Genomic DNA, 21,824 nt, shown 5'->3' with positions numbered 1-21,824 from the left:
TCAATGCAAGGAACTTCTAAAAACCGCTGATTTGAAAAATCACGTCAACAGGACTGACAGACTGCCGCAAAAGCTAAGACCTCTCACCACAGAGGTACGGAGGCGAAGAGAAAAGGCAGGAGTGGCAGGCGTAACTGGTTCCATGAAATGTCGATGAACGGGTTTTTGGAAGTTCCCTGCGAGAGAGAACTGTCTGATGTTCTGTCAACTCTCAGCAGATCCGCAATGAACGCATTAACTTTTCTGAAAAAAATTAGGCAAAGTCACTATGGATAGCACGCAGTTAATTAATTACGTCGGAGCTGTTATTTTTGGTCTGGCGGTATTGCATACGTTTTCAACCAAATATTTTTTACACCTGGCGCATACGAGCCAGCACCACGCGGGTTTGTGGCATCTTCTCGGTGAAGTAGAGGTCGTATTTGGATTCTGGGCGCTGGTGCTGGTGACCTGTATCGCGTTGATTGAAAAGCAGAAAGCTGCGATCGCCTATCTTGAGAGCCAGAACTTTACCGAGCCCTTGTTCGTCTTCGTAATTCTGGTGATTGCAGGTACTAAACCGATTCTACATTCGGTACAAAGTCTGGTGCATCGGCTAGCTGCGTTGCTGCCCGTCAGCCCAGCTCTGAGTGCATATTTCTTATGTTTGTTTTTGATTCCTTTGCTCGGTTCCTTTATTACCGAGCCGGCGGCTATGACGCTGGCGGCATTGATGTTGCGAGATCGGTTTTATAGCAAAGGTATTTCTCAGCAACTGAAGTATGCAACCCTCGGGGTCTTGTTCGTGAATATTTCAATAGGTGGCGTGCTGACGCCGTTTGCCGCACCGCCGGTATTGATGGTGGCCGAAAAATGGCAATGGGATATTGCATTCATGTCGGGCGTATTTGGTTGGAAAGCAGCGATTGCCGTAGCTATCAACGCGTTGCTGGCGACCTTGCTGTTTCGCTCGCAAATTAAGATCGTCGATGCGGTTGATGAGCGTGACGCCGCAATAACTGACACTACAACGGCAATACCGATGACGGTAGTTGGGATTCATTATGTGTTTCTGGCAGCGACCGTTGTGTTTGCGCATTACCCGGTCGTATTTATGGGATTGTTTTTGTTTTTTCTTGGCTTTACCGATGCTTATCAGCGGTATCAGGACAAGCTGATGTTGCGTGAGGGTTTGCTGGTCGCTTTTTTTCTGGCGGGGCTCGTCGTATTGGGCGGCAAACAGCAATGGTGGCTACAACCTATATTAGCCGGGATGAACTCGACGCTCTTATTCTTTGGCGCGATGGGACTGACGGCGATTACGGACAATGCCGCATTGACCTACCTCGGCTCTTTGGTGGCGGGATTGTCTGATAGCGCCAAATATGCGCTGGTAGCAGGAGCGGTCACTGGTGGCGGATTAACGGTGATTGCGAATGCACCTAACCCGGCGGGCTTTGCAATTTTAAAAGACTCATTTGATGAGCAGGCAATCAGTCCATTGGGTTTATTGCTGGCAGCTTTATTTCCGACGGCGATTGCCGCTACATGTTTCTTTTTGCTGTAGGCCTGTTTTTCAAGACACTAAAAAAACCGCCCAGTGGCAGTGAGCGGTTTTTATTGTTGATATGAACAGTTTTGTACCGGTCAACATCGCGGCTCTAGTCTGATTTTGTTCAAATATAGTAAGCGGTAGTGGTCATGACCTTAGCCAAGCCTTTCATCGCAAATTGTACTGGAACTGGTAGCTGGCTTGCACCAAGTGCATCTGCCGCTGCGCCATGAGCGATTTCATCGACGCGCATTTGCTCGACGATGGCACGGGATTTTGCATCTTGTGGAGGTAGTTGCTGCAAATGACTAGCCAGATGAGCTTCAACCTGTTTTTCTGTTTCAACGACAAAACCCAGGCTGGCCGCGTCGCCACATTTGGCCGCGATGGCGCCACAAGCATAGGCGCCGGCATACCAGAGCGGGCTGAGCAGACTGATACGTGAATTCAGTTCGCGCAACCGGTCCGCCGTCCAGGCTAGATGATCTTCCTCCTCGATGCCGGAATGCAGGAATTGTTCTTGAATCGCCTTTGTTTGAGTAAATTGCCGTTGAGAATCATAAAGTGCCTGAGCGCATATTTCACCAACATGATTGACGCGCATCAGACCCGCACTGTGCTGACGCTCAGAATCGTCAAGTTCAGCGTCTGCTTGCAAATTGCCGGGATTCGGTCGCGATGCATGGGCTTGTCCGCTGACCACGCGTAAGGCGCGGTCAAAATGGATGATTAAGTTATTCATAGTTATCATAATCCGCTACTTTCCTTCGCTTTTGGTTCAATCTGCATATTGTAATCCTCAACAAAGCACCTCGCCTGTATTGGCATGCAACGACTCGATACCCCTAAAATAGTTGCAACAGTTGCATTGTGAAAAACCTTAATTGTTGTGGAGACGCCACATAAAATTTGCTTAAATACGATCGTTCGCAAATTCTCTTTGCCCTATTTCCGGTTATTTGTTTCAATTGACTACAACTTCTTAATCAGCAGGTTTCGAAGTCTTGGCAAGACCGAATACCCTTTGCACTACTAGTAAATGAACTGATGCATATCAGTACTTCTTAAAAAATGATATTCCTGGAGATATTTTCAATGAAAAAAACGCTTATCGCATTTGCTGTTCTCAGCGCATTTGCAGCTACTGCATCCGCACAATCGTCTGTAACAATTTATGGTTCTATTGACGCAGGTTTGCGCAACGTGACCAATGTTGATGCTGCAGGCAACAGCAAGTTGTCCATGGGTTCTAATGGTACATACAACTCTAACCGCATCGGTTTCAAAGGCGTTGAAGATCTCGGCGGTGGCATGAATGCTCACTTCGTGCTGGAGTCTGGCTTCAATACTGCAACCGGTTCTTATGACAACTCTGCAGTGGCTTTTAATCGTTCCGCTTTTGTCGGCGTAACTGGTGAGTTCGGTAATCTGGATCTCGGTCGTCAATATTCTTTAGCGTTCAAAACAATCGGTACGTATGAGCCGTTCAGTTACAAATTTCCTTCAATCACTTCTCCAGTTGCAGGTGTTGCCCTGTTCTTCCCAGCGACATTCAGCGGCGGTGGTGCAACTCGTTTCAACAATGATATCCAGTACACAGCAATTTTCAGTGGTGTAAAAGTCAGCGCTGAATATGTTGCGGGTGAGGTTGCCGGTGATGTAGGCCGTAATGCAGTTAAATCTGTTGCTGCTACCTATACAACTGGCCCAGTAAATTTTGGTGGCACTTTTATGTCGACTGATATCGGCGGGTTACGTAATAAGTACTACACAATCGGTGGTGCATTCAAAGATGGTGCATTCCGTATTTCTGGCGGTTTTGTAAAAGAAAATCAAGAATCTTTGTTGAAAATTGATTCTGAGCAGAAATCTTATTGGGGTGGCGTGAATTACACATTGACACCACAAGTTGAGTTGACTGGTGCTTATTACGTAACTGATTCTACTGTTGCAACTTCAGCTGCGACCAAGGTTGATGGTAAGCGTAAGAATCTGGTAGTAGCTGCGACTTATGCTTTGTCTAAGCGCACTAATTTCTACGCAGAATTCGATAACAAGAAGCTGACAAATGCATTTGTTGGTACTACAGCCTTGCTAGGTACGATTAATAACGGTACGCAAAATGGTGTTTCTGTAGGGATTACACACCTGTTCTAATTTTCACAACAGATTGCCGTGAGGTAATTTTTTTGTGAGCTAAAAAGAAGCTCCGTCAAATACGGAGCTTCTTTCTTGTTTTTAGCGGGTATTTTGTATTTTAGATAGTTTCTTGTTGCCAATTAATCGCATCAAATTGATGTCTAATAAGTAATTTTCCGTTGCTTATTAACGACATTCTGCGTTTTACATCTCTTCCAAAGCCGATTTAGCTTGGCTGTCCACGTTTAATTTTGGTCAAATACGTTAACTTCTTTTTAGCGGTCTTGTAAGTTTTTAAGAATTAGCTGTTTTTGTGCAATATGTTAGTTGTCGTACTTGTATGAATTTGGCTCAATGTAGTTCATGTCAACATGAAAACCTTTGGAGAAATATCAATGAAAAAATCACTCTTAGCTCTGGCAGCATTAGCAGCAATTTCAGGCGCAGCACAAGCACAATCCAATGTCACAATCTACGGTATCGTAGATATGGCTTTGCAACACCAAAACACGGGTGAAAAAGCAGGCGCAACTCTGGGCTTGGATAGCGGTATTCAATCTGGTTCACGTCTGGGTTTTAAAGGTACTGAAGATCTGGGTGGCGGTTTGAAAGCAAATTTCCAATTGGAAATGGGTGTTAATGCGGACACAGGTTCTTCTGCTCAAGGTGGTCTGGCTTTTGGTCGTCAAGCATGGGTTGGTTTGTCAGGTGATTTCGGTTCCTTGAACTTAGGTCGTCAATATACTCCAGCGTTTATCGCTATCGATAGCTTTGATCCATTTGGCACAGGTATGACAACTGGTACAGCTGGTTCTGGTACATCTTCTTTTGGTGCAGCTCACTTCTTTGGTGGCCCTAGCCGTGTTAACAATGCGATCAACTACAACACAGTTAGCATCGACGGTTTCACTGGTAACCTGTTTTACGGCGTAGGTGAAGTTGCAGGTAATACTTCAGGCAATCGTTACATTGGCTTGTCAGGTGCTTACAATGCAGGTCCTGTGTTTGCAACTCTGGCTTACACTAGTGCGCAAAACGCCACTGGCACAAATGCGAAGAAAAGCATTTTGCTGGCAGGTACATATGACTTTGGCGTAGCAAAAGCTCACGCTGCTTACTCTACAATCAAAGATGATGGCGTTCCTACACCAATCGATCGTCGCGTATGGTTGTTGGGCGCGACTGTTCCAGTCAGTGCAGCTGGTACTATCGTAGCTGATTACATTCGTTCTACTGTTAAAAATGTAGGCGACGCTAACGCAAACCACTTGGCTTTGGGTTACACATACTCACTGTCTAAGCGTACTAACCTGTACACGTCGATTTCCCGTACTGCAAATGATGCAAACAGTGCATTGGGTAGCGATGATTCTGGCGCAACTTTCCACCCAGTAACTCCAGGTGCAAACGTTCGTTTGGTTAACGTTGGTATCCGTCACAAGTTCTAATAACAAGCAAGCTCCGGCTTGCTTCGTTTCAGGCTCGTAAAAAAAGCACCCTCGGGTGCTTTTTTATTATCGACAGAAAAGTGAAATTGATATTACTTGATCATTAGAAATGACCGTTGTTCAGGTTAATAAGTCGTACTTGCCACCTTTTTGCAACGCGGTGACATAGGCTTTACGAGCATGTATTTTTGCCAGCCACGCCATTAAATTTGGACGACTACCATTCAGGCCGCCACGTGATGCGGCCGCTTCCAGCGGGAAACTCATTTGAATATCTGCCGCACTAAAGTCTTCGCCGACAAACCAGCCCGTTTTACTGATTTCTGCTTCTAAGTAGTCGAGATGTCGGGTGATCTGTGGCGAGATGAAACTTACCTTCACTTTTTGTGCAATTCCGCGTGCAATCGGTTTTACAAAAAAGGGCATGGGACTTCTCTCGATTCTATCGAAGACCAGTTTCATTAACAAAGGTGACATCGCCGAACCCTCAGCATAATGTAGCCAATAGTTGTAACGCAAATAATCCCTGGACTCACGAACGGGCATCAACTGCCCATTTCCATAGCGGTTAACTAGATAATCAACAATGGCACCGGATTCTGCAATTGTCAGATCTCCATCAGTAATGACGGGAGATTTGCCCAAAGGATGGACTTCCATTAAAGATGCCGGTGCTAGCATGGTGTTGGGATCGCGTTCATAAAACTTGATCTGGTATTCCAGTCCAAGTTCTTCGAGCAACCAGAGCACGCGCTGAGAGCGCGAATTATTAAGGTGATGAACGATGATCATGTAGGTTAGCGATAGTTAAGTAATAGTAAAATTATAGTTAAGCAAAAGAAACGGAAAGTCCCGCCAAGGTAATTCCAGAGAAAGCAGTAAACCAAGTTTGTCCGGGCGAAACGGGATAAGCGTCTGTCCAGGTGCCGGTCGTAATGACTTCTCCGGCGCGTAAAGGCGAGAATTGCGGTTGAGTTTTCAATAATTGATGCAGATGCCAAATCGCGTGCAAAGGGCTGTCCAGAACATTACTCCCAAAGCCTGCGCCTAATAGCGATCCGTCGCAGGATAGAGACACACTGGCGTTTGCCAGCATATCGCCGAGATGGTGTCGGCTTGCGCTGGATAGCATGCGTGGCTCACCAATCAGCAGAGTGCCATGCAGACCAAGTGCGGCAATCGCGTCAGCAGCTTCGAATTTCCAATCTGGATACGGGCTGACAACAATCTCTAGTCCGTGCGCCATCCATTCCAGGCAATCCGCGAGTTCGTCTAAGCTAGCATCTATTGCCGGAGTTCGCCCTAGCTTGAATACTACTTCAGGTTCAACTCGCGGTTGCACTGCGCCAGCCAGGCTTTGATTCACGTGAGTATCGTCCAAATAGCGCACAGTCGTATCGAACAAGGTAGTCCAGATCGGAGCATGTATAGCCTCTTTTTCGCCGTACTTTGGCCATAGCGTCCGGTTGGTAAATCCTAATTTCCTGCCAACGGGAATCTCGCCCTCGGCAATCCTGATATTGTCCAGACTTTTAGCAATGTCATAAGCATCAGCGATACTTAATTCACTGTGAGAGGAGATAGGTGCAAGGGTCTGTGCAGATGCACGCGCCTCGAGGAACTGATGTGCATAACGGTCGGCTTGGGAAGACATTAGCATGATCGTACCACTAGGTTTGAGGGGACACTTATTGTCGGTGAGCTATGTTGAATGTGCAAGCACGAAGATAAAAAACGTTGAAGAAATCAATGTGACCAACAGATTTGGTCGCATTGCATCTCTATTGATCTTGAGCAAATTTCGTTCGCAACATTGTATCCTTGGCTAGTATGGGAGTCGCAGTCAGTCAGGGGGCTTTTGTAAAATCTGAACAAAAGATTTTCTGATCCTACGGTTCAACGCGTATCGCTTTTGCCATGAAGCGATCCAGTTGGTTGGCGAACGCTTGTCTGTCCGCTTGACTGAAAGCGTTTGGGCCACCTGTTTCTACACCGCTGCTCCGGAGTTCATCCATGAATTGTCGCATGGTCAAATATTCACGAATATTGTCCTTGGTGTAAAACGAGCCGCGTGGATTGAGCGCATGACCTCCTTTGTCCAGCACATCGGATGCGAGAGGAATATCGCCGGTAATCACCAGATCGCCAGCCTCCATTAAGCGCACAATTTCCTGGTCCGCCACGTCAAAGCCAGCAGGAACTTGCATTGCCTTGATAAAACGAGACGGCGGTACGGAGAGCAGGCGATTCGCCACCAGGGTCGTCGTGATGCCTAAACGATCAGCTACCCTGAATAAAATATCCTTGATCGGATTTGGGCAGGCATCAGCATCGACCCAAATTTTCATTTGCACGCATCCATCTTAATTACTTCCCCATAGATCGCCATTAGGATTGGTTCTTGGTGCGGTAACGCCAAAATGCTCGTAAGCAGACGGGGTTGCGATCCGCCCGCGCGGTGTGCGTTGCAGGTAGCCTTGCTGAATCAGATAAGGCTCCAGCACATCCTCAATCGTGTCCCGCTCTTCGCCGATGGCTGCGGCCACGTTATCCAGGCCAACGGGGCCGCCACCAAATTTGAACAAAATAGCTTCTAGTAATTTTCTGTCCATCAGATCGAAGCCGACGCTATCCACATCCAGCATTTTAAGTGCCGCATCTGCCGTGGCTTTAGTAATGTCGCCATTACCCTTCACCTCGGCGTAGTCCCTGACGCGACGCAGCAGGCGATTCGCAATCCGTGGTGTGCCACGTGCGCGTTTAGCAATTTCATGCGCGCCGTCAGCGTTGATCGGTGCATTCAGTAATGAGGCCGAGCGCGTGACAATGCGAGTCAGTTCTTCTGGTGTATAGAACTCAAGTCGTGCCACGATACCGAAGCGGTCGCGTAAAGGATTCGTCAGCATACCGGCGCGGGTGGTGGCGCCGACTAAGGTAAAGGGCTGCAAATCCAGTTTGACCGAACGGGCAGCAGGGCCCTCGCCGATCATGATGTCGATCTGATAGTCCTCCAGCGCTGGATACAGTATTTCTTCGACGACCGGTGATAAGCGATGGATTTCGTCGATGAACAGTACATCATTGGCTTCCAGGTTGGTCAGCAGTGCGGCAAGGTCGCCCGCTCGTTCTAAGACCGGACCTGAGGTCTGCCGCAGATTCACACCCATTTCGCGTGCGATGATGTGGGCAAGCGTAGTTTTGCCCAGACCCGGTGGGCCAAATAATAGCGTGTGATCCAGTGCTTCTTTGCGTTGTCTGGCAGCGGTGATGAAAATCTCTAATTGACCGCGAATTTTTTCCTGGCCGACATACTCATCTAATTGTTTGGGGCGTAGCGCACGTTCTATTGCTTCTTCGTTTGGCGATGCCGGTGTCGCTGCAATAATCCGTGCGTCACTTAAATTGCCACCGGGATTGCTACTGAAATTGTCAGTTTGTATGCTCATGATCGATTAACTTTTCGACAGGGATTTCAGGGCTAATTTGATGCCGTCAGAGACGCCCGTACCAGCTGGCAAGGCTTTTAAGGCCATCAGCGCTTCTTTGTCTGAATAACCTAGAGCCAGCAAGGCATTCAGGATATCCGACTGATGATCCGGCACATGCGCACCTCCAGTAACAGCGCCGATATCGGCACCTAGCTTACCTTTTAATTCCAGTAACAGACGCTCAGCCGTCTTTTTGCCTATCCCCGGCACTCGTGTCAGCCTGCCTGCTTCTTGTAAGGTGATGGCCTGTGCCAGATCGCTGACGGACATGCCTGATAAAATAGAAAGAGCTGTGCGCGCGCCAACGCCACTGATTTTAATTAACTGGCGAAAGGTGCTGCGCTCCTCTGCGCTGCCAAAGCCGAACAGGACATGAGCATCTTCACGTATTGCCAGATGTGTCAGTAAAACGACCTTGTCGCCTAGCGCCGGCAAGTTATAAAACGTGCTCATCGGTACATCGACTTCATAGCCTACGCCCTGGCAATCAACCAATAACTGAGGGGGATTTTTTTCGAGCAGAGTCCCTGCGATACGACCTATCATATTGGCCCTTTTAGCTAGCTTTACTAAATTTACTAAAGACGAGAATGGAGTTGCACATTACTGTATAAATAAGCAGTAATGATACCTTATCCTATCAAGCGCCCGGCACGTACGCGCAAACCTTTTTTTGCTAAAGCCGGAGCGAGCTTACCGAGCATGGCCAGTGTATCGCCGCTATGGGCGTGACAAATCGCCACACCCAGCGCATCGGCAGCATCTGTACTCGGCATGCCTGACAGGCTCAGCAGCCGCTGTACCATGTCCTGTACCTGTTCTTTTTTTGCTTTGCCGTGACCGACCACGCCTTGTTTGACTTGCAGCGCTGTGTATTCCGCCACGCTAAGGTCTGCACTCACTAAGGCGCAGATCGCCGCACCACGTGCTTGTCCCAGCAGTAGCGTTGACTGAGGATTGACATTGACGAAGACTTTTTCCACCGCCGCACAATCGGGCTGGTAGGTTTGAATGATTTCAGAGACGCCGAGCAAAATGGTTTTGAGGCGTTCTGGCAAGGACTCGTCTGCCGTTTTAATCGTACCGGAGGCGATGTAAGTTAACTTGTTACCTTGTTTATCGATGACGCCAAAGCCGGTAGTGCGCAGGCCAGGGTCGATGCCGAGAATTTTCATTGCGGCACCTCCAAAAATCGATCGCATGAATACGTAGTGATGACGTCGCACATGGGATGATTTTTGAAGGGATGCATGAAAGCAGTATTAATGACGGAAATGACGTGTTCCCGTGTAAATCATAACGACACCGCGTTCGTCTGCCGCATCAATGACCTCCTGATCTCGCATAGAACCGCCCGGATGAATCACGCAGGTGGCACCTGCATCAACTACAACGTCAAGGCCATCGCGGAATGGGAAAAAGGCGTCCGATGCCACTGCTGAACCTGTCAGCGTCAAGCCAGCATTTTGTGCTTTGATCGATGCGATGCGGGCAGAATCAATACGGCTCATTTGGCCAGCACCAACGCCGAGTGTCATGCCATTGCCACAGAAGACGATCGCATTCGATTTCACAAATTTGGCAACGCGCCATGCAAACATCATGTCTGCCATTTGTTGTGGTGTTGGTTGTAGTTTTGAGACTACCCGTAATTCTTCAGGGCTGACATTTTTAGAATCTGGTGCCTGTACCAGCAGGCCACCGCCAACCCGTTTCAGATCATAAGTATTGATGCCTTTACCGAGGGAAATTTCGAGCAAACGCACGTTTTGTTTTGCTGCAAAAATTTGTTTGGCTTCGGCAGTGAATGACGGTGCGATCAGTACTTCGACAAATTGTTTTGCAACGATCTCAGCAGCTTTGCCATCAAGTTCGCGGTTGAACGCGATGATGCCGCCGAATGCGGAAGTCGGATCTGTTTGTAGCGCTTTGCTATAGGCTTCAAATGGAGTCGCACCTAATGCAACGCCGCATGGGTTTGCGTGTTTGACGATCACACAAGCAGATTCTGCGAAGGATTTGACGCATTCCCATGCGGCATCGGCATCAGCGATATTGTTGTATGACAGTTCTTTGCCTTGCAATTGTGTGTAATTCGCCAGCGAGCCATCTAGGCTGACCAAATCGCGGTAGAACGCAGCGGACTGATGCGGGTTTTCGCCGTAACGCATTTCCTGTACTTTTTCAAAATGCAGGTTCAGCGTTTGTGGATAACTGCTGCGAGTCGCATGCGCTTTATCTTCGCCGAGGCTAGTCAGATAATTCGTGATCGCGCCGTCGTATTGTGCGGTATGCGCAAATACTTTTTTCGCCAAAGTGAATTTAGTATCATAGCTGACGACGTTTTGATTTGCAGTCATTTCATCCAGCACGACCTGATAGTCGCTAGGGTCAACGATTACCACAACATCTTTATGATTCTTGGCAGATGAGCGCAGCATCGTCGGGCCGCCGATATCGATATTCTCAATCGCGTCTTCCAGAGAGCACTCGCCTTTGGCAACGGTTTGCTGGAACGGGTACAGATTCACGACGACCATATCGATGGTCGGAATACCATGCTTCTCTAATGCTGTCACATGCTCAGGAAAATCACGACGCGCCAGAATGCCGCCATGGACTTTCGGATGCAAAGTCTTTACACGACCATCCAGCATTTCAGGAAAACCGGTGTAGTCAGCAACCTCGGTCACGGGCAAGCCGTTGTCAGCCAGTAGTTTTGCTGTGCCACCCGTGGACAATAACTTGACGCCCATGCCAGAAAGCGCACGTGCGAACTCAAGAATGCCGGTCTTGTCGGAGACGGAGATGAGAGCTTGTTTGATCATGATAAGGAGCTTAGGAGCTTATGAAGTGAAAGAATTCGGTATCGAAATAACAGATCAGGTATTGCAGGTCAGACTGGTCGGATGCGGCGCAAGTACTGACTGCGCCCGCATATCTAAGCGTTACAGCACGTTATAACAAACCGTGTTGCTGTAATTTTTTACGTAACGTATTGCGGTTGATACCCAGCATATCTGCTGCTTGCGACTGATTGCTTTCCGCTCGGGTCATGACCATTTCTAACATGGGTTTTTCTACTGCCAATACGACCATATCGTAAATATTGGAGGCAGGTTGTTCACCCAGATCACGGAAGTATTTTTCCAGATTTTTGTGAACGGCTTCTTGAATGCTATCTTTGCTCATGCTTTTAATTTTCTATCAGTGCTTGTTTGACTTATTCTTGTTGAATACGTTTTTTCTTAAATTTTTACGGTTTCTCTTTCGCTTTTGACGAAGATGAAAACAGAAAAAATTAACTACGCTGCCAACTTTTCTTCGGAGGGGCGGTATTGTAACCGCTCGCTGGTCTGACGATCAAAAAACATTTTTACTGCATCTAACTGGTCTTCGCATGAGGTCAATAAATTCATCTCTTGACGAAAATCTTCTCCACCAACTAGATCTTGCACGTACCAACCTATATGCTTGCGCGCCGTTCGTACTCCCATGAATTCACCGTAGAAAGCGTAGTGAGCACGCAAATGTTCATCCATCAAACGGCTGACCTCGGACACCAATGGTGGCGGCAAATAAGTCCCTGTTGTGAGGAAATGCTCTATTTCGCGAAAGATCCAGGGGCGACCTTGCGCAGCACGCCCGATCATGATCGCATCAGCACCGGTGACTTGCAAAACGTATTTGGCTTTTTCAGGTGTCGTGATATCGCCATTCGCGACGACCGGGATATTCACTGCCGCTTTGACGGCGGCAATCGTCTCGTACTCAGCATCTCCCTTGTAGCCATCGGCGCGCGTGCGTCCATGCAAGGTCAGCATCGTTATCCCTGCCGATTCGGCGATATGGGCAATATTTAAAGCATTTTTGTTGGCACGATCCCAGCCTGTGCGGAACTTCAGCGTAACCGGTACGTCCACTGCCTTGACCACCGCGTCAAGAATCTCTGCGACGAGTTTTTCGTGTTGCAACAGGGCAGAGCCACACCAGGCGTTACACACCTTTTTTACAGGACAGCCCATATTAATATCGATGATCTGCGCACCACGGTCCACATTATGCCTGGCGCAATCTGCGAGCATCTTCGGATCTGCGCCCGCGATCTGGACGGCTTTTGGCTCCATTTCGCCTTCGTGATTGGTGCGTCGTGAAGACTTCTCGGTATCCCACAATTTTGGATTCGATGCTGCCATTTCCGACACGGCATAACCAGCGCCTAACTCTTTGCATAATTGACGAAATGGTCTGTCCGTCACACCTGCCATCGGCGCGACAAAAAGATTATTCCGCAATTGGTGAGGACCGATTTGCATAGCGTGAACTGAAAGTGATGGATGGGTTAGACAGGGCTGCCGCCATTGAGGACGACAAGGATGCGTATTCTACCTGAATTGTGCCTAAATAATTAGCAATTTAATGGCTTGTCGAACAGAATATTTTTATCTATTTATACGCATTCACCAATAGCTTCTTTTTCGACTTGTTATTCAAATTCGGCGGCTTGTGTTGCCGGGAAACCAATCTCGATCCGAGTTTGTGTATATTGTCGTTGCTTCTCTCTGATCCTGCATATAGAGTCTGTTCGCAGACGATGTCTGCTCCTTGGATCCCTAGAGCGTATCTCTCCATTGATCAGTTTTTCCGCGCCAGATTCCATCCTATGGCACCCCTGACTGGTCAAGGGAAAAATGCGTTTTAAACTTGAAGGAGTAATCGTGAGTAATCGTTTGCAAAGTAGTCAGCAACATGAAAAGGAAGAGGGCCTGCATAGAATTACCATCGTTGGTGGTGGTGCCGGTGGCTTAGAGCTCGCTGTCAGACTAGGGAAAAAGCTCGGCAAGAAAAAGAAAGCCCTGATCACGCTGGTCGATGCCAGCCGCACACATTTGTGGAAGCCTCTGCTGCATCAGGTTGCTGCCGGAACGCTGGATAGCCACGCGGATGAGCGCGAATATTTCGCTCTGGCACGCTCGAATCATTTTGAATTCCGGCTGGGGCGCATGGATGCTTTGTCCCGCGATAAAAAAGAAATTTATCTGACGGCAACCCATGATGAAGATGGCAGCGAATTATTGCCGCGCCAGGCGATTGCTTATGACACATTGGTGATAGCACTCGGCAGCCAGACGAATGATTTTGGCACGCCAGGAGCGCGTGAGAATTGCATCATGCTTGATTCGCTCGCGGCCGCTGAGCGCTTCCATCAAAAATTGATCAACTGCTGCTTGCGTGCCCAGACCCAAGCACAAGCTGTTGGTGAGGGGCGCTTCACTGTCACGATTATCGGTGGTGGTGCAACAGGTGTTGAGCTAGCGGCTGAGTTACATATGACTACCAAAATTCTGTCTAGTTATGGCCTGGTGAATTTCCATCCTGAAAAAGATCTCAAGATTGTGATCGTTGATGCGGCATCACGTCTGCTGCAAATGTTACCTGAACGCTTATCCGCCGCCGTCGCGAAAGAATTGCGCAGTATTGCTGTCGAAATTCACACGAATGAAAAAGTCGTCGAAGTCAGCAAAGAAGGCGTCAGCATGTCCAGTGGTAAGTTCATTCCTAGTGGCATCGTTGTGTGGGCCGCTGGAATCAAAGCGCCAGAATTCTTAAAAGATCTCGATGGATTAGAAAGTAACCGTATCAACCAGCTGGTAGTGAACCGGCACTTACAAACCACTCGTGACGCCTCGATTTTCGCCCTCGGCGATTGTTGCGCCTGCCCACAAGGAGAAGGCCTCCCGGCCGTGCCACCGCGTGCACAATCGGCTCATCAGCAAGCCAGTATGCTGGCAGATTCTCTGGCGCGGATGTTGCAGGGTAAATCCTTGAAAGAATTCACCTATAAAGATCATGGCTCGCTGGTGTCACTCGGCAATTACAGCACGGTAGGCAGTCTGATGGGGGCGCTTGCCAGTGGCTCAGTATTCATTGAGGGCACCATCGCCAAATGGATGTACTGGTCGCTACACAAGCATCACCAAGTGGCAGTGAATGGCTTGTTCCATACATGGTTATCGACCTGGGCAGAGACCATCGACCGCGTCCGCAATCCGCGGATTAAGTTACATTAGTCTGACACCAGTGAGGATCTGATTTTAGAAATCAAAATAGAGTCCGCAGTATTTATGCGCCTTCTGGCATGAAAATGCTCGGTAAGGCGCATAAATACTGCGGATTCATTTTTTGACTGTTTCAAAAATTTTTTAAGATTCGGTTCGCTCAATCGCATCAAACCCCTTGTCCATCAAAGAATCTGCTTCACTTATCGCAAACCACATGCTCAAACAAGGGACTCCTTTTACACTTCGCCACGTTATCAATCATATTTGGAGCATGGTCATGCGGCATTGGAAAATAGTGGCGGCGGCCCTGGCGGTAGCACTTGCAGTGAATGTCTCTTTTGCCGGAGCGATTAAACCAGGTGTGCCCGCTGGCTGGCAGTTATGGGGGCCGGAGGGTGATCAATACGAGATTGGTATTGATACTGCCGAGGGCAGCGCGGATCATCCCGTTTTGCTCATCGCTAGCAAAACGCAACCTACTGACGAGGCGCTGGCAATTACTCAGGATATCGATGCAACGGAATGGCAAGGTAAGCTCATCGAATTCAAAATGATGGTGCGCGCCGTCGCTGCAGAGAAAAATAAAATCTGGATACGGCATATGGGAATGTCCCGTTATTTACAGGTGACAGACAAGACCATCCCTGATGGCAAAGGCTGGCAAGAGATGACTTTAACGAGTTATTTTCCTGGCAAAGTCGAATCACATTACGACAATCATTTTGAAATCGGCATAGGCTTAGGGTCTCCCGGCAAAATCTGGATCAAAGATATCAAACTGTCGGCAAAGCCAGTACCCCCGCCTGACCCGAAAAAAACATTAGATATGCCATCCTTTCGGTCAGGGATTCCCGCCTACGGTCCACGGAATCTGAGTTTTACAGAATAAGCGGTTGCTGGTGAGTCGACATGGGTGCTGACTTACTCGTCTGTTCGCTTATCTGCGCATCGTTATCCTCGATTACTACCCTGTCACAACGGCTTAATTCCGGCTTCCGGCGGCGGTTTTTATTTGGACTGGCCGCACCGGACAGTCCATGCCATGAATTAATTATCCTATCTGCGAGCGACGGAACTTTCTATCTTCGGCTCTTTCCAAGCAAGGCCGTCTTCATCAGAAAATCTTCTCTAAAAAAGAGACGACAGGCGCCAGCGAAAAAACCAATATCACTTTCTTCATTCAATTGAATACTCATGAAGAACGCCAACTTTATTTGCTGAACCTGGTTAAAAACAAAATTATTCATCGCAATTTACCTGCAGTAACAATCTTGATTGCAAAAAAAAGCGTTATAGCCTATTTTGCAACTTCAGTTCTTTTTAAAGGAAAATATTTCGTGAAATTGCTTACTGTACTCATGCTTAGCGCTGGCATCTTGTCCCCAGGGTTAGGATATGCCGCGACACCTGTTGAAGCTGCTCCACAAATGAAGTCTGGCCCTGTAGCCGCTGCCGTGAAAGTCACTTCGGTCGAAGGTCTGACTGAGTATCGCCTTGCCAATGGCATGCGCGTATTGTTATTTCCCGATGCGAGTAAGCCGACCTTGACGACCAATATTATTTATATGGTTGGCTCGCGTCACGAAAATTATGGCGAAACCGGGATGGCGCATTTGCTGGAACATTTATTGTTCAAGCCAAGTGCTAATTTTGGCGTGAAAAAAGGCACACGCACCCCTGTCGAGATCTTGAATTCTACCGGCGCCCAATTCAATGGCACGACCTGGTATGACCGCACTAACTACTATGCGACTTTCCCGGCGAATGAAGACAATCTGCGTCAGATGCTGGCGATGGAAGCTGATCGCATGGTGAACGCGGCCATTGATCAAAACGATCTGTGGAATCCGAAGACCAATAAAGGCGAAATGACGGTTGTACGTAATGAGTTCGAGATGGGCGAGAGCGACCCTATCGGCGTAACGACCGAGCGTATTCAAGCTGTTGCCTACGACTGGCACAACTATGGCAAATCGACGATTGGTGCGCGTTCGGATATCGAACAAGTCAACATCCCGCGTCTGCGTGCGTTCTACAAAAATTACTATCAGCCGGATAATGCTGTACTGATGGTTGCTGGTCGTTTTGACGAAGCGAAAATCCTGAAACAAGTGAACGAATTATTTGGTCGCATTCCAAAACCAAATCGCGTGATTCAACCGACCTATACCGCAGAGCCGACGCAAGATGGCGAGCGCTCAGTGACGGTACGTCGCAGCGGCGGCACGCAATTCGTCGGCGCCGGTTATCACGTAGCACCATCAGGTCACCCTGATGCTGTCGCACTGAATATTCTGGGGCGCATTTTAGTCGATGCACCAAGTGGCCGCCTGCATAAAGCCTTGGTCGAAACCAAGCTCGCAACGAAAGTGGATTACGAAGCGGTCAGCAATCTGGAGCCGGGCTTTCGTATCTTCGGTGCCGTTGTCGCCAAAGACGGTAACCTTGATCAGACCCAGGATGCCATGCTGAAAGTGCTGGAAGATCTGAAATCACAACCGATCACCGACGCCGAAGTCGCACGTGCAAAACAGCAGATCAATAAGACCATCGAACTCGCTACCGCAGATACGGCGCGCCTGACAATCGCGTTGACAGAGTCCATGGCAGCAGGCGATTGGCGTCTGTTCTTCTTGCAACGTGATCAGATGGAAAAAGTAGATGCCGCCGCCGTACAAGCTGCAGCGATCAAATATCTGAAACCGACAAACCGTACCCTGGGCCGTTTTATCCCCACAGATACGGCAGATCGCACGGAAGTGCCGGGAAAACCTGATGTGCTGGCAATGGTCAAAGATTACGCCGGTCGCGCTGTCGTCGCGCAAGGTGAAGCCTTTGATCCAAGCCCGGCAAATATTGAAGCGCGTACACAACGCTTCACTCTGCCTGGTGGCATGAAAGCAGCACTGCTGTCGAAAAAAACCAAAGGTGCCACCGTTAGTGTCGTCATGCAATTACGTTTTGGTGCGGATGAAAGTTTGCGTGGTAAAGCGCAGACAGGTCAGTTTGCCGCCAGCATGTTGATGAGCGGTACTGATCGTATGACACGCGAAGAAATCAAAGACGCATTTGATAAACTCAAAGCACAGGTCAACATCAATGGCAACGCAGAAGGACTCAGTGCCTCCATCACGACCACGCGTGAGAACTTGCCAGCGACGCTGGATTTGCTCGGTGAGGTTTTGAAGAAGCCTTCCTTCCCTGCGAAAGAATTCCAAGAGAAGCAATTGGAAGCCATCAATCGTGCCGAGCAAAATATTCCTGAGCCACAACCACAAGCCTCCAACAGCATGTCCCGCCTGATCGATGCCACACCGGTTGGTCACGTGCGCCATGTAGGTACCTTACAAGAGCAGCTGGCCGAGACCAAAGCCGTCAAGGTAGAAGACGTCAAAGCCTTCCACGCCGCATTCTATGGTGCGAATAATGCGACTTTGTCTGCAGTCGGCGACTTTGATCCGGCGGCACTAAAGGCGCAGTTAGGTAAATTGTTTGACGGATGGAAATCACCGCAAGCCTACGTCCGTATTCCGGGCGTGATGAAACCAGTTGCCGGTGCCAAGGTCGCTCTGGAGACTCCGGATAAAGCGAATAGCTTCATGCTGGCGATCCATCCATTGGCCATGAAAGATAGCGCCGATGTGTATCCTGCCTTACTGATCGCGAATCATATGCTGGGTGGTGGTGCATTGCGCAGCCGTCTGGCTGATCGCATCCGTCAGAAAGAAGGTCTCTCCTACGGCGTCGGTTCACAATTCAGCGCACCGGCACTTGATCCGGCAGCACTGTGGTTAGCCTACGCAATTAGCGCGCCGCAAAATACGGCCAAAGTCGAAGCAGCGATGCGTGAAGAGATTCAAAAAGCAGTCAGCGATGGCTTCACCGAAGATGAATTAGCCGAAGCCAAAAAAGGCTGGAAGCAATCGGCAGAAGTTGTGCGTACTCAGGATCCGTCACTGGCACGTCGTCTGGCGAGTTATCTGACGATTGACCGCACTATGACATTCGATAAAGACCTGGAAGCCAAAGTCGCTGCACTGACATTGGCGCAAGTCAATGACGCCTTGCGTCAGAACCTGAAACCAGCGAACGTCTCCGTCATCAGTGCCGGTGATTTTGCCAAAGTAGCGAAGGACGCTGCGGCGAAGTAATCATGTGCTAGCGAGTGGGTGCGGGCATGATGTCGATGTATGCCGCACTCTTGTTGCAAGCAGAACGATAAAAAGGCAGAACTCAGTAACGGGTTCTGCCTTTTTTATTCTTATCGATCTTGTATCAAACTGACGTCAGATTGACGCCAGTTTCAACAGCAGTCACGCAATGTTCATGCGGGTTGTGGCGCGAAAATGCTTGAAAAACCGCATCCGGATTGCGGATTCTATTTTGGAGGACTAAAAAACCTGATCAAACTTAGACGAAAAATTACACCAGCCTTTGCCAGATCGCCGTAGTCGCCGCAGCTTGATTCAGCGAGTAGAAATGCAGACCCGGTGCGCCACCTGCCAGCAGTCGCTCGCAGAGCTGTGTGACGACGTCCAAACCAAAGGCTTTAATCGAGGCAGTGTCGTCACCGAAGCTAGCTAGTTTTAAACGAACCCAGCGCGGAATTTCTGCGCCACACATTTCTGAGAAGCGCATTAATTGACTGCTGTTGGTGATGGGCATGATGCCGGCCACGATAGGGGCGGTGACGCCTGCTTTTTGAGCAAGTTCGACAAACTGAAAATAGGCGTCAGCGTTATAAAAATATTGGGTGATAGCCGCGTTGGCGCCGGCATTCATTTTACGTACGAAGCTGTGCAAGTCGTCTTGTGGCGAGCGTGCTTGCGGATGCATTTCCGGATAGGCGGCGACTTCGATATGGAACCAGTCACCGGTTTCGGCGCGGATAAATTCGACCAGTTCATTTGCATAGCGGAATTCACCCGCTGCGCCGTAACCGCTGGGCAGATCACCGCGTAAAGCGACCAGGCGGTGTATGTCGTGCGCCTGATATTGCTTGAGGATGTCACGGATCGATTCACGTGTGCCGCCGACGCAGGACAGGTGCGGTGCCGCGGCATAACCTTCTTTACGGATCTCGACGACGGTATCCAGAGTTCCTTGCTGTGTCGTACCGCCAGCACCGAAGGTGACTGAAAAATACTTCGGTTGCAGTTCGGCGAGCTTGGCACGGGTGACGCGCAATTTTTCTGCGCCTTCTGCAGTTTTTGGCGGGAAAAATTCAATGCTGAAATTATGGGAAGACATTATTTTTGCAGAAGTAAAGTTGAGAGCGTCCAGGAGATCACGCTATAGAGCAAAGCACCACCGACGGCGGCCCAAAATCCGGCGACATGAAATCCGTTGACCATGTTAGCGACTGCCCAGAACATCAGACCGTTGATCACGAAGATGAAGAGTCCCATCGAAATAACCGTGACGGGAAGTGTCAGAATCACGAGGATAGGACGGATGATGGTATTCACAAAACCTAGTACTAACGCAACAACCAGAGCGGTAGCAAAGCTGTCGATGGACACAGAATGCATGAGGTAGGGTAGGGCGAGTAAGGCAAGGCCGTTAATGATCCAGGTGGCTAGCAGACGCATGAGTTCTCCAGTTGAGATGATGTGAGGTGCACATAATACCGCAGTGTAAAACCCCTCCTCAATAATTTGAGGGGGGGCTGCGTTCAACGTAATGCTAGAGATTAATACCAGAGATTAATAACGATATTGCTCTGGCTTGTAAGGGCCATTTTTGCTGACACCGATATACGCTGCTTGCTCATCTGTCAGTTCGCTTAACTGGGCATTGAGTTTTTTCAATTGCAGGCGAGCGACTTTTTCGTCCAGATGTTTTGGCAATGTGTAGACGCCGACCGGGTATTTGTCATTGTTGATGAATAGTTCGATTTGCGCGATGGTTTGATTCGCGAAAGACGAGCTCATCACATAAGATGGGTGGCCGGTACCGCAGCCCAGATTGACCAGACGACCTTCTGCCAGCAGGATGATGCGTTTGCCGTCAGGGAAGATCACGTGATCGACTTGCGGCTTGATGTTTTCCCAGGTGTATTGCTTCAGTGCGGCGACGTCGATTTCATTATCGAAGTGACCGATGTTGCAGACGATGGCCTGGTCTTTCATCTTCAGCATGTGGGCATGACTGATAACGTGGTAATTGCCTGTTGTCGTCACGAAAATGTCGCCGTGTTCCGCTGCATATTCCATGGTCACAACGCGATAGCCTTCCATCGCTGCCTGCAATGCGCAGATAGGATCGATTTCTGTTACCCAGACTTGCGCAGACAGGGCACGCATTGCTTGTGCAGAACCTTTGCCTACGTCACCATAGCCAGCGATGACCGCCACTTTACCGGCGATCATGACGTCGGTTGCGCGCTTGATGCCATCGACTAAAGATTCACGGCAGCCATATAAGTTGTCGAACTTGGATTTGGTGACGGAATCGTTGACGTTGATGGCCGGGAAGGCGAGTTTGCCTTCTTTATGCATCTGGTACAAACGATGCACGCCGGTAGTCGTTTCCTCGGTCACGCCTTTGATCGCGGCCAGACGTTTGGAGTACCAGGTTGGGTCAGTCTTGAGGTGAGATTTGATCGCATTGAAGAGGCAGATCTCTTCTTCTGAGCCCGGGTTTGCCAGAACAGAAATATCTTTCTCTGCACGTGTGCCGAGGTGCAGCAGCAAGGTTGCGTCGCCGCCGTCATCCAAAATCATGTTGGAATAACCACCGTCGGTCCATTCAAAAATACGGTGTGTGAAATCCCAATATTCATCCAGGTTTTCACCTTTGAATGCGAATACTGGCGTGCCGCCCGCAGCGATTGCCGCAGCCGCATGATCTTGCGTGGAGTAGATATTGCAGGAGGCCCAGCGTACTTGTGCCCCGAGTGCGTTCAGCGTTTCGATCAGTACCGCAGTTTGGATCGTCATGTGCAAGGAGCCGGTAATGCGAGCGCCTTTTAATGGTTGGCTGGCAGCGAATTCTTCACGAATTGCCATCAGACCTGGCATTTCTGTTTCTGCGATCTGGATTTCTTTACGACCCCAGTTGGCTAAGCTGATATCGGCGACGAAAAAATCTTGGGAAGTTGTTGCTGCTGTAGGTGCAGTGGTGGTAGCGGTAGTCATGGCAGTGGCGTTCATCA

The 21,824-nt window shown here is 49.1% G+C and carries 19 protein-coding genes; 6 read left to right on the top strand and 13 right to left on the bottom strand.

Features of this window, described 5'->3' with window-relative positions:
* Positions 1 to 268 precede the first annotated feature (268 nt).
* On the top strand, positions 269 to 1,546 hold the full coding sequence (locus ACO0K3_RS06900; RefSeq protein ID WP_422983112.1) for a putative Na+/H+ antiporter: 1,278 nt from the start codon (positions 269 to 271) through the stop codon (positions 1,544 to 1,546).
* 109 nt (positions 1,547 to 1,655) lie between these two features.
* On the opposite strand, the gene coq7 is transcribed toward ACO0K3_RS06900, so the two are convergent.
* On the bottom strand, positions 1,656 to 2,282 hold the full coding sequence (gene coq7, locus ACO0K3_RS06895) for a 2-polyprenyl-3-methyl-6-methoxy-1,4-benzoquinone monooxygenase (RefSeq protein ID WP_422983110.1): 627 nt from the start codon (positions 2,280 to 2,282) through the stop codon (positions 1,656 to 1,658).
* Between the two features lie 344 nt (positions 2,283 to 2,626).
* On the opposite strand from coq7, the gene ACO0K3_RS06890 reads away from it, so the two are divergent.
* Positions 2,627 to 3,688: a porin gene (locus tag ACO0K3_RS06890; RefSeq protein ID WP_422983108.1), complete on the top strand. Its 1,062-nt coding sequence runs from the start codon at positions 2,627 to 2,629 to the stop codon at positions 3,686 to 3,688.
* 353 nt (positions 3,689 to 4,041) lie between these two features.
* Positions 4,042 to 5,118: a porin gene (locus tag ACO0K3_RS06885; RefSeq protein WP_422983106.1), complete on the top strand. Its 1,077-nt coding sequence runs from the start codon at positions 4,042 to 4,044 to the stop codon at positions 5,116 to 5,118.
* A 120-nt stretch (positions 5,119 to 5,238) separates the two neighbouring features.
* On the opposite strand, the gene ACO0K3_RS06880 is transcribed toward ACO0K3_RS06885, so the two are convergent.
* From ACO0K3_RS06880 to dusB, 9 genes are all read right to left on the bottom strand, one after another.
* Entirely contained in the window at positions 5,239 to 5,910 is a 672-nt protein-coding gene (locus tag ACO0K3_RS06880) for a glutathione S-transferase (RefSeq protein ID WP_422983104.1), read from the bottom strand.
* A 37-nt stretch (positions 5,911 to 5,947) separates the two neighbouring features.
* Positions 5,948 to 6,778 carry a 2-keto-4-pentenoate hydratase gene (locus tag ACO0K3_RS06875; RefSeq protein ID WP_422983102.1) on the bottom strand — a complete coding sequence of 277 codons (831 nt, stop codon included), beginning with the start codon at positions 6,776 to 6,778 and terminating at the stop codon, positions 5,948 to 5,950.
* Between the two features lie 229 nt (positions 6,779 to 7,007).
* On the bottom strand, positions 7,008 to 7,466 hold the full coding sequence (locus tag ACO0K3_RS06870) for a YaiI/YqxD family protein (RefSeq protein ID WP_422983100.1): 459 nt from the start codon (positions 7,464 to 7,466) through the stop codon (positions 7,008 to 7,010).
* A gap of 15 nt (positions 7,467 to 7,481) precedes the next feature.
* Positions 7,482 to 8,564 carry a Holliday junction branch migration DNA helicase RuvB gene (gene ruvB, locus ACO0K3_RS06865; protein WP_422983098.1) on the bottom strand — a complete coding sequence of 361 codons (1,083 nt, stop codon included), beginning with the start codon at positions 8,562 to 8,564 and terminating at the stop codon, positions 7,482 to 7,484.
* A gap of 6 nt (positions 8,565 to 8,570) precedes the next feature.
* Positions 8,571 to 9,152, bottom strand: coding sequence for a Holliday junction branch migration protein RuvA (gene ruvA, locus ACO0K3_RS06860; RefSeq protein ID WP_422983096.1), 582 nt, complete (start codon positions 9,150 to 9,152; stop codon positions 8,571 to 8,573).
* 86 nt (positions 9,153 to 9,238) lie between these two features.
* Positions 9,239 to 9,781, bottom strand: a complete 543-nt coding sequence (gene ruvC / locus ACO0K3_RS06855) for a crossover junction endodeoxyribonuclease RuvC (protein ID WP_422960510.1) — start codon at positions 9,779 to 9,781, stop codon at positions 9,239 to 9,241.
* A gap of 87 nt (positions 9,782 to 9,868) precedes the next feature.
* Positions 9,869 to 11,434, bottom strand: a complete 1,566-nt coding sequence (gene purH / locus ACO0K3_RS06850; protein ID WP_422983094.1) for a bifunctional phosphoribosylaminoimidazolecarboxamide formyltransferase/IMP cyclohydrolase — start codon at positions 11,432 to 11,434, stop codon at positions 9,869 to 9,871.
* A 130-nt stretch (positions 11,435 to 11,564) separates the two neighbouring features.
* A complete protein-coding gene (locus tag ACO0K3_RS06845; RefSeq protein ID WP_322120168.1) occupies positions 11,565 to 11,798 on the bottom strand; it encodes a helix-turn-helix domain-containing protein in 234 nt (77 codons plus the stop codon).
* A 113-nt stretch (positions 11,799 to 11,911) separates the two neighbouring features.
* Complete coding sequence (gene dusB, locus ACO0K3_RS06840) at positions 11,912 to 12,922, bottom strand: tRNA dihydrouridine synthase DusB (protein ID WP_422983092.1); 1,011 nt, start codon at positions 12,920 to 12,922, stop codon at positions 11,912 to 11,914.
* Positions 12,923 to 13,324: 402 nt separating this feature from the next.
* Between dusB and ACO0K3_RS06835 the strand changes: the two genes are divergently transcribed.
* The 3 genes from ACO0K3_RS06835 to ACO0K3_RS06825 all read left to right on the top strand — a co-directional run bounded on the left by ACO0K3_RS06835 (position 13,325) and on the right by ACO0K3_RS06825 (position 18,819).
* Positions 13,325 to 14,677: an NAD(P)/FAD-dependent oxidoreductase gene (locus ACO0K3_RS06835; RefSeq protein WP_422983090.1), complete on the top strand. Its 1,353-nt coding sequence runs from the start codon at positions 13,325 to 13,327 to the stop codon at positions 14,675 to 14,677.
* A 268-nt stretch (positions 14,678 to 14,945) separates the two neighbouring features.
* On the top strand, positions 14,946 to 15,557 hold the full coding sequence (locus ACO0K3_RS06830; RefSeq protein ID WP_422983088.1) for a hypothetical protein: 612 nt from the start codon (positions 14,946 to 14,948) through the stop codon (positions 15,555 to 15,557).
* 448 nt (positions 15,558 to 16,005) lie between these two features.
* The gene (locus ACO0K3_RS06825; protein WP_422983086.1) at positions 16,006 to 18,819 is read left to right on the top strand and encodes a M16 family metallopeptidase; all 2,814 of its coding nucleotides are present in this window, start codon (positions 16,006 to 16,008) and stop codon (positions 18,817 to 18,819) included.
* Positions 18,820 to 19,090: 271 nt separating this feature from the next.
* On the opposite strand, the gene metF is transcribed toward ACO0K3_RS06825, so the two are convergent.
* From metF to ahcY, 3 genes are all read right to left on the bottom strand, one after another.
* Positions 19,091 to 19,918 carry a methylenetetrahydrofolate reductase [NAD(P)H] gene (metF, locus tag ACO0K3_RS06820; protein WP_422955806.1) on the bottom strand — a complete coding sequence of 276 codons (828 nt, stop codon included), beginning with the start codon at positions 19,916 to 19,918 and terminating at the stop codon, positions 19,091 to 19,093.
* Positions 19,918 to 20,259, bottom strand: coding sequence for a phage holin family protein (locus ACO0K3_RS06815; protein ID WP_422955805.1), 342 nt, complete (start codon positions 20,257 to 20,259; stop codon positions 19,918 to 19,920). Before ACO0K3_RS06815 ends, metF begins: the two co-directional genes overlap by 1 nt.
* Before the next feature lie 114 nt (positions 20,260 to 20,373).
* Complete coding sequence (gene ahcY / locus ACO0K3_RS06810; RefSeq protein WP_422983084.1) at positions 20,374 to 21,822, bottom strand: adenosylhomocysteinase; 1,449 nt, start codon at positions 21,820 to 21,822, stop codon at positions 20,374 to 20,376.
* Positions 21,823 to 21,824 lie beyond the last annotated feature (2 nt).

This window comes from Undibacterium sp. Rencai35W (assembly GCF_049340185.1).
Classification (GTDB): domain Bacteria; phylum Pseudomonadota; class Gammaproteobacteria; order Burkholderiales; family Burkholderiaceae_D; genus Undibacterium.
This window is presented reverse-complemented; position numbering and strand designations above follow the sequence as displayed.

Bases quoted from the DNA above. Each gene is read 5' to 3' on its own strand.
- ACO0K3_RS06900 (WP_422983112.1), top strand. From the start codon at position 269: ATGGATAGCACGCAGTTAATTAATTACGTCGGAGCTGTTATTTTTGGT.
- coq7 (WP_422983110.1), bottom strand. From the start codon at position 2,282: ATGATAACTATGAATAACTTAATCATCCATTTTGACCGCGCCTTACGC.
- ACO0K3_RS06890 (WP_422983108.1), top strand. From the start codon at position 2,627: ATGAAAAAAACGCTTATCGCATTTGCTGTTCTCAGCGCATTTGCAGCT.
- ACO0K3_RS06885 (WP_422983106.1), top strand. From the start codon at position 4,042: ATGAAAACCTTTGGAGAAATATCAATGAAAAAATCACTCTTAGCTCTG.
- ACO0K3_RS06880 (WP_422983104.1), bottom strand. From the start codon at position 5,910: ATGATCATCGTTCATCACCTTAATAATTCGCGCTCTCAGCGCGTGCTC.
- ACO0K3_RS06875 (WP_422983102.1), bottom strand. From the start codon at position 6,778: ATGCTAATGTCTTCCCAAGCCGACCGTTATGCACATCAGTTCCTCGAG.
- ACO0K3_RS06870 (WP_422983100.1), bottom strand. From the start codon at position 7,466: ATGAAAATTTGGGTCGATGCTGATGCCTGCCCAAATCCGATCAAGGAT.
- ruvB (WP_422983098.1), bottom strand. From the start codon at position 8,564: ATGAGCATACAAACTGACAATTTCAGTAGCAATCCCGGTGGCAATTTA.
- ruvA (WP_422983096.1), bottom strand. From the start codon at position 9,152: ATGATAGGTCGTATCGCAGGGACTCTGCTCGAAAAAAATCCCCCTCAG.
- ruvC (WP_422960510.1), bottom strand. From the start codon at position 9,781: ATGAAAATTCTCGGCATCGACCCTGGCCTGCGCACTACCGGCTTTGGC.
- purH (WP_422983094.1), bottom strand. From the start codon at position 11,434: ATGATCAAACAAGCTCTCATCTCCGTCTCCGACAAGACCGGCATTCTT.
- ACO0K3_RS06845 (WP_322120168.1), bottom strand. From the start codon at position 11,798: ATGAGCAAAGATAGCATTCAAGAAGCCGTTCACAAAAATCTGGAAAAA.
- dusB (WP_422983092.1), bottom strand. From the start codon at position 12,922: ATGCAAATCGGTCCTCACCAATTGCGGAATAATCTTTTTGTCGCGCCG.
- ACO0K3_RS06830 (WP_422983088.1), top strand. From the start codon at position 14,946: ATGCGGCATTGGAAAATAGTGGCGGCGGCCCTGGCGGTAGCACTTGCA.
- metF (WP_422955806.1), bottom strand. From the start codon at position 19,918: ATGTCTTCCCATAATTTCAGCATTGAATTTTTCCCGCCAAAAACTGCA.
- ACO0K3_RS06815 (WP_422955805.1), bottom strand. From the start codon at position 20,259: ATGCGTCTGCTAGCCACCTGGATCATTAACGGCCTTGCCTTACTCGCC.
- ahcY (WP_422983084.1), bottom strand. From the start codon at position 21,822: ATGAACGCCACTGCCATGACTACCGCTACCACCACTGCACCTACAGCA.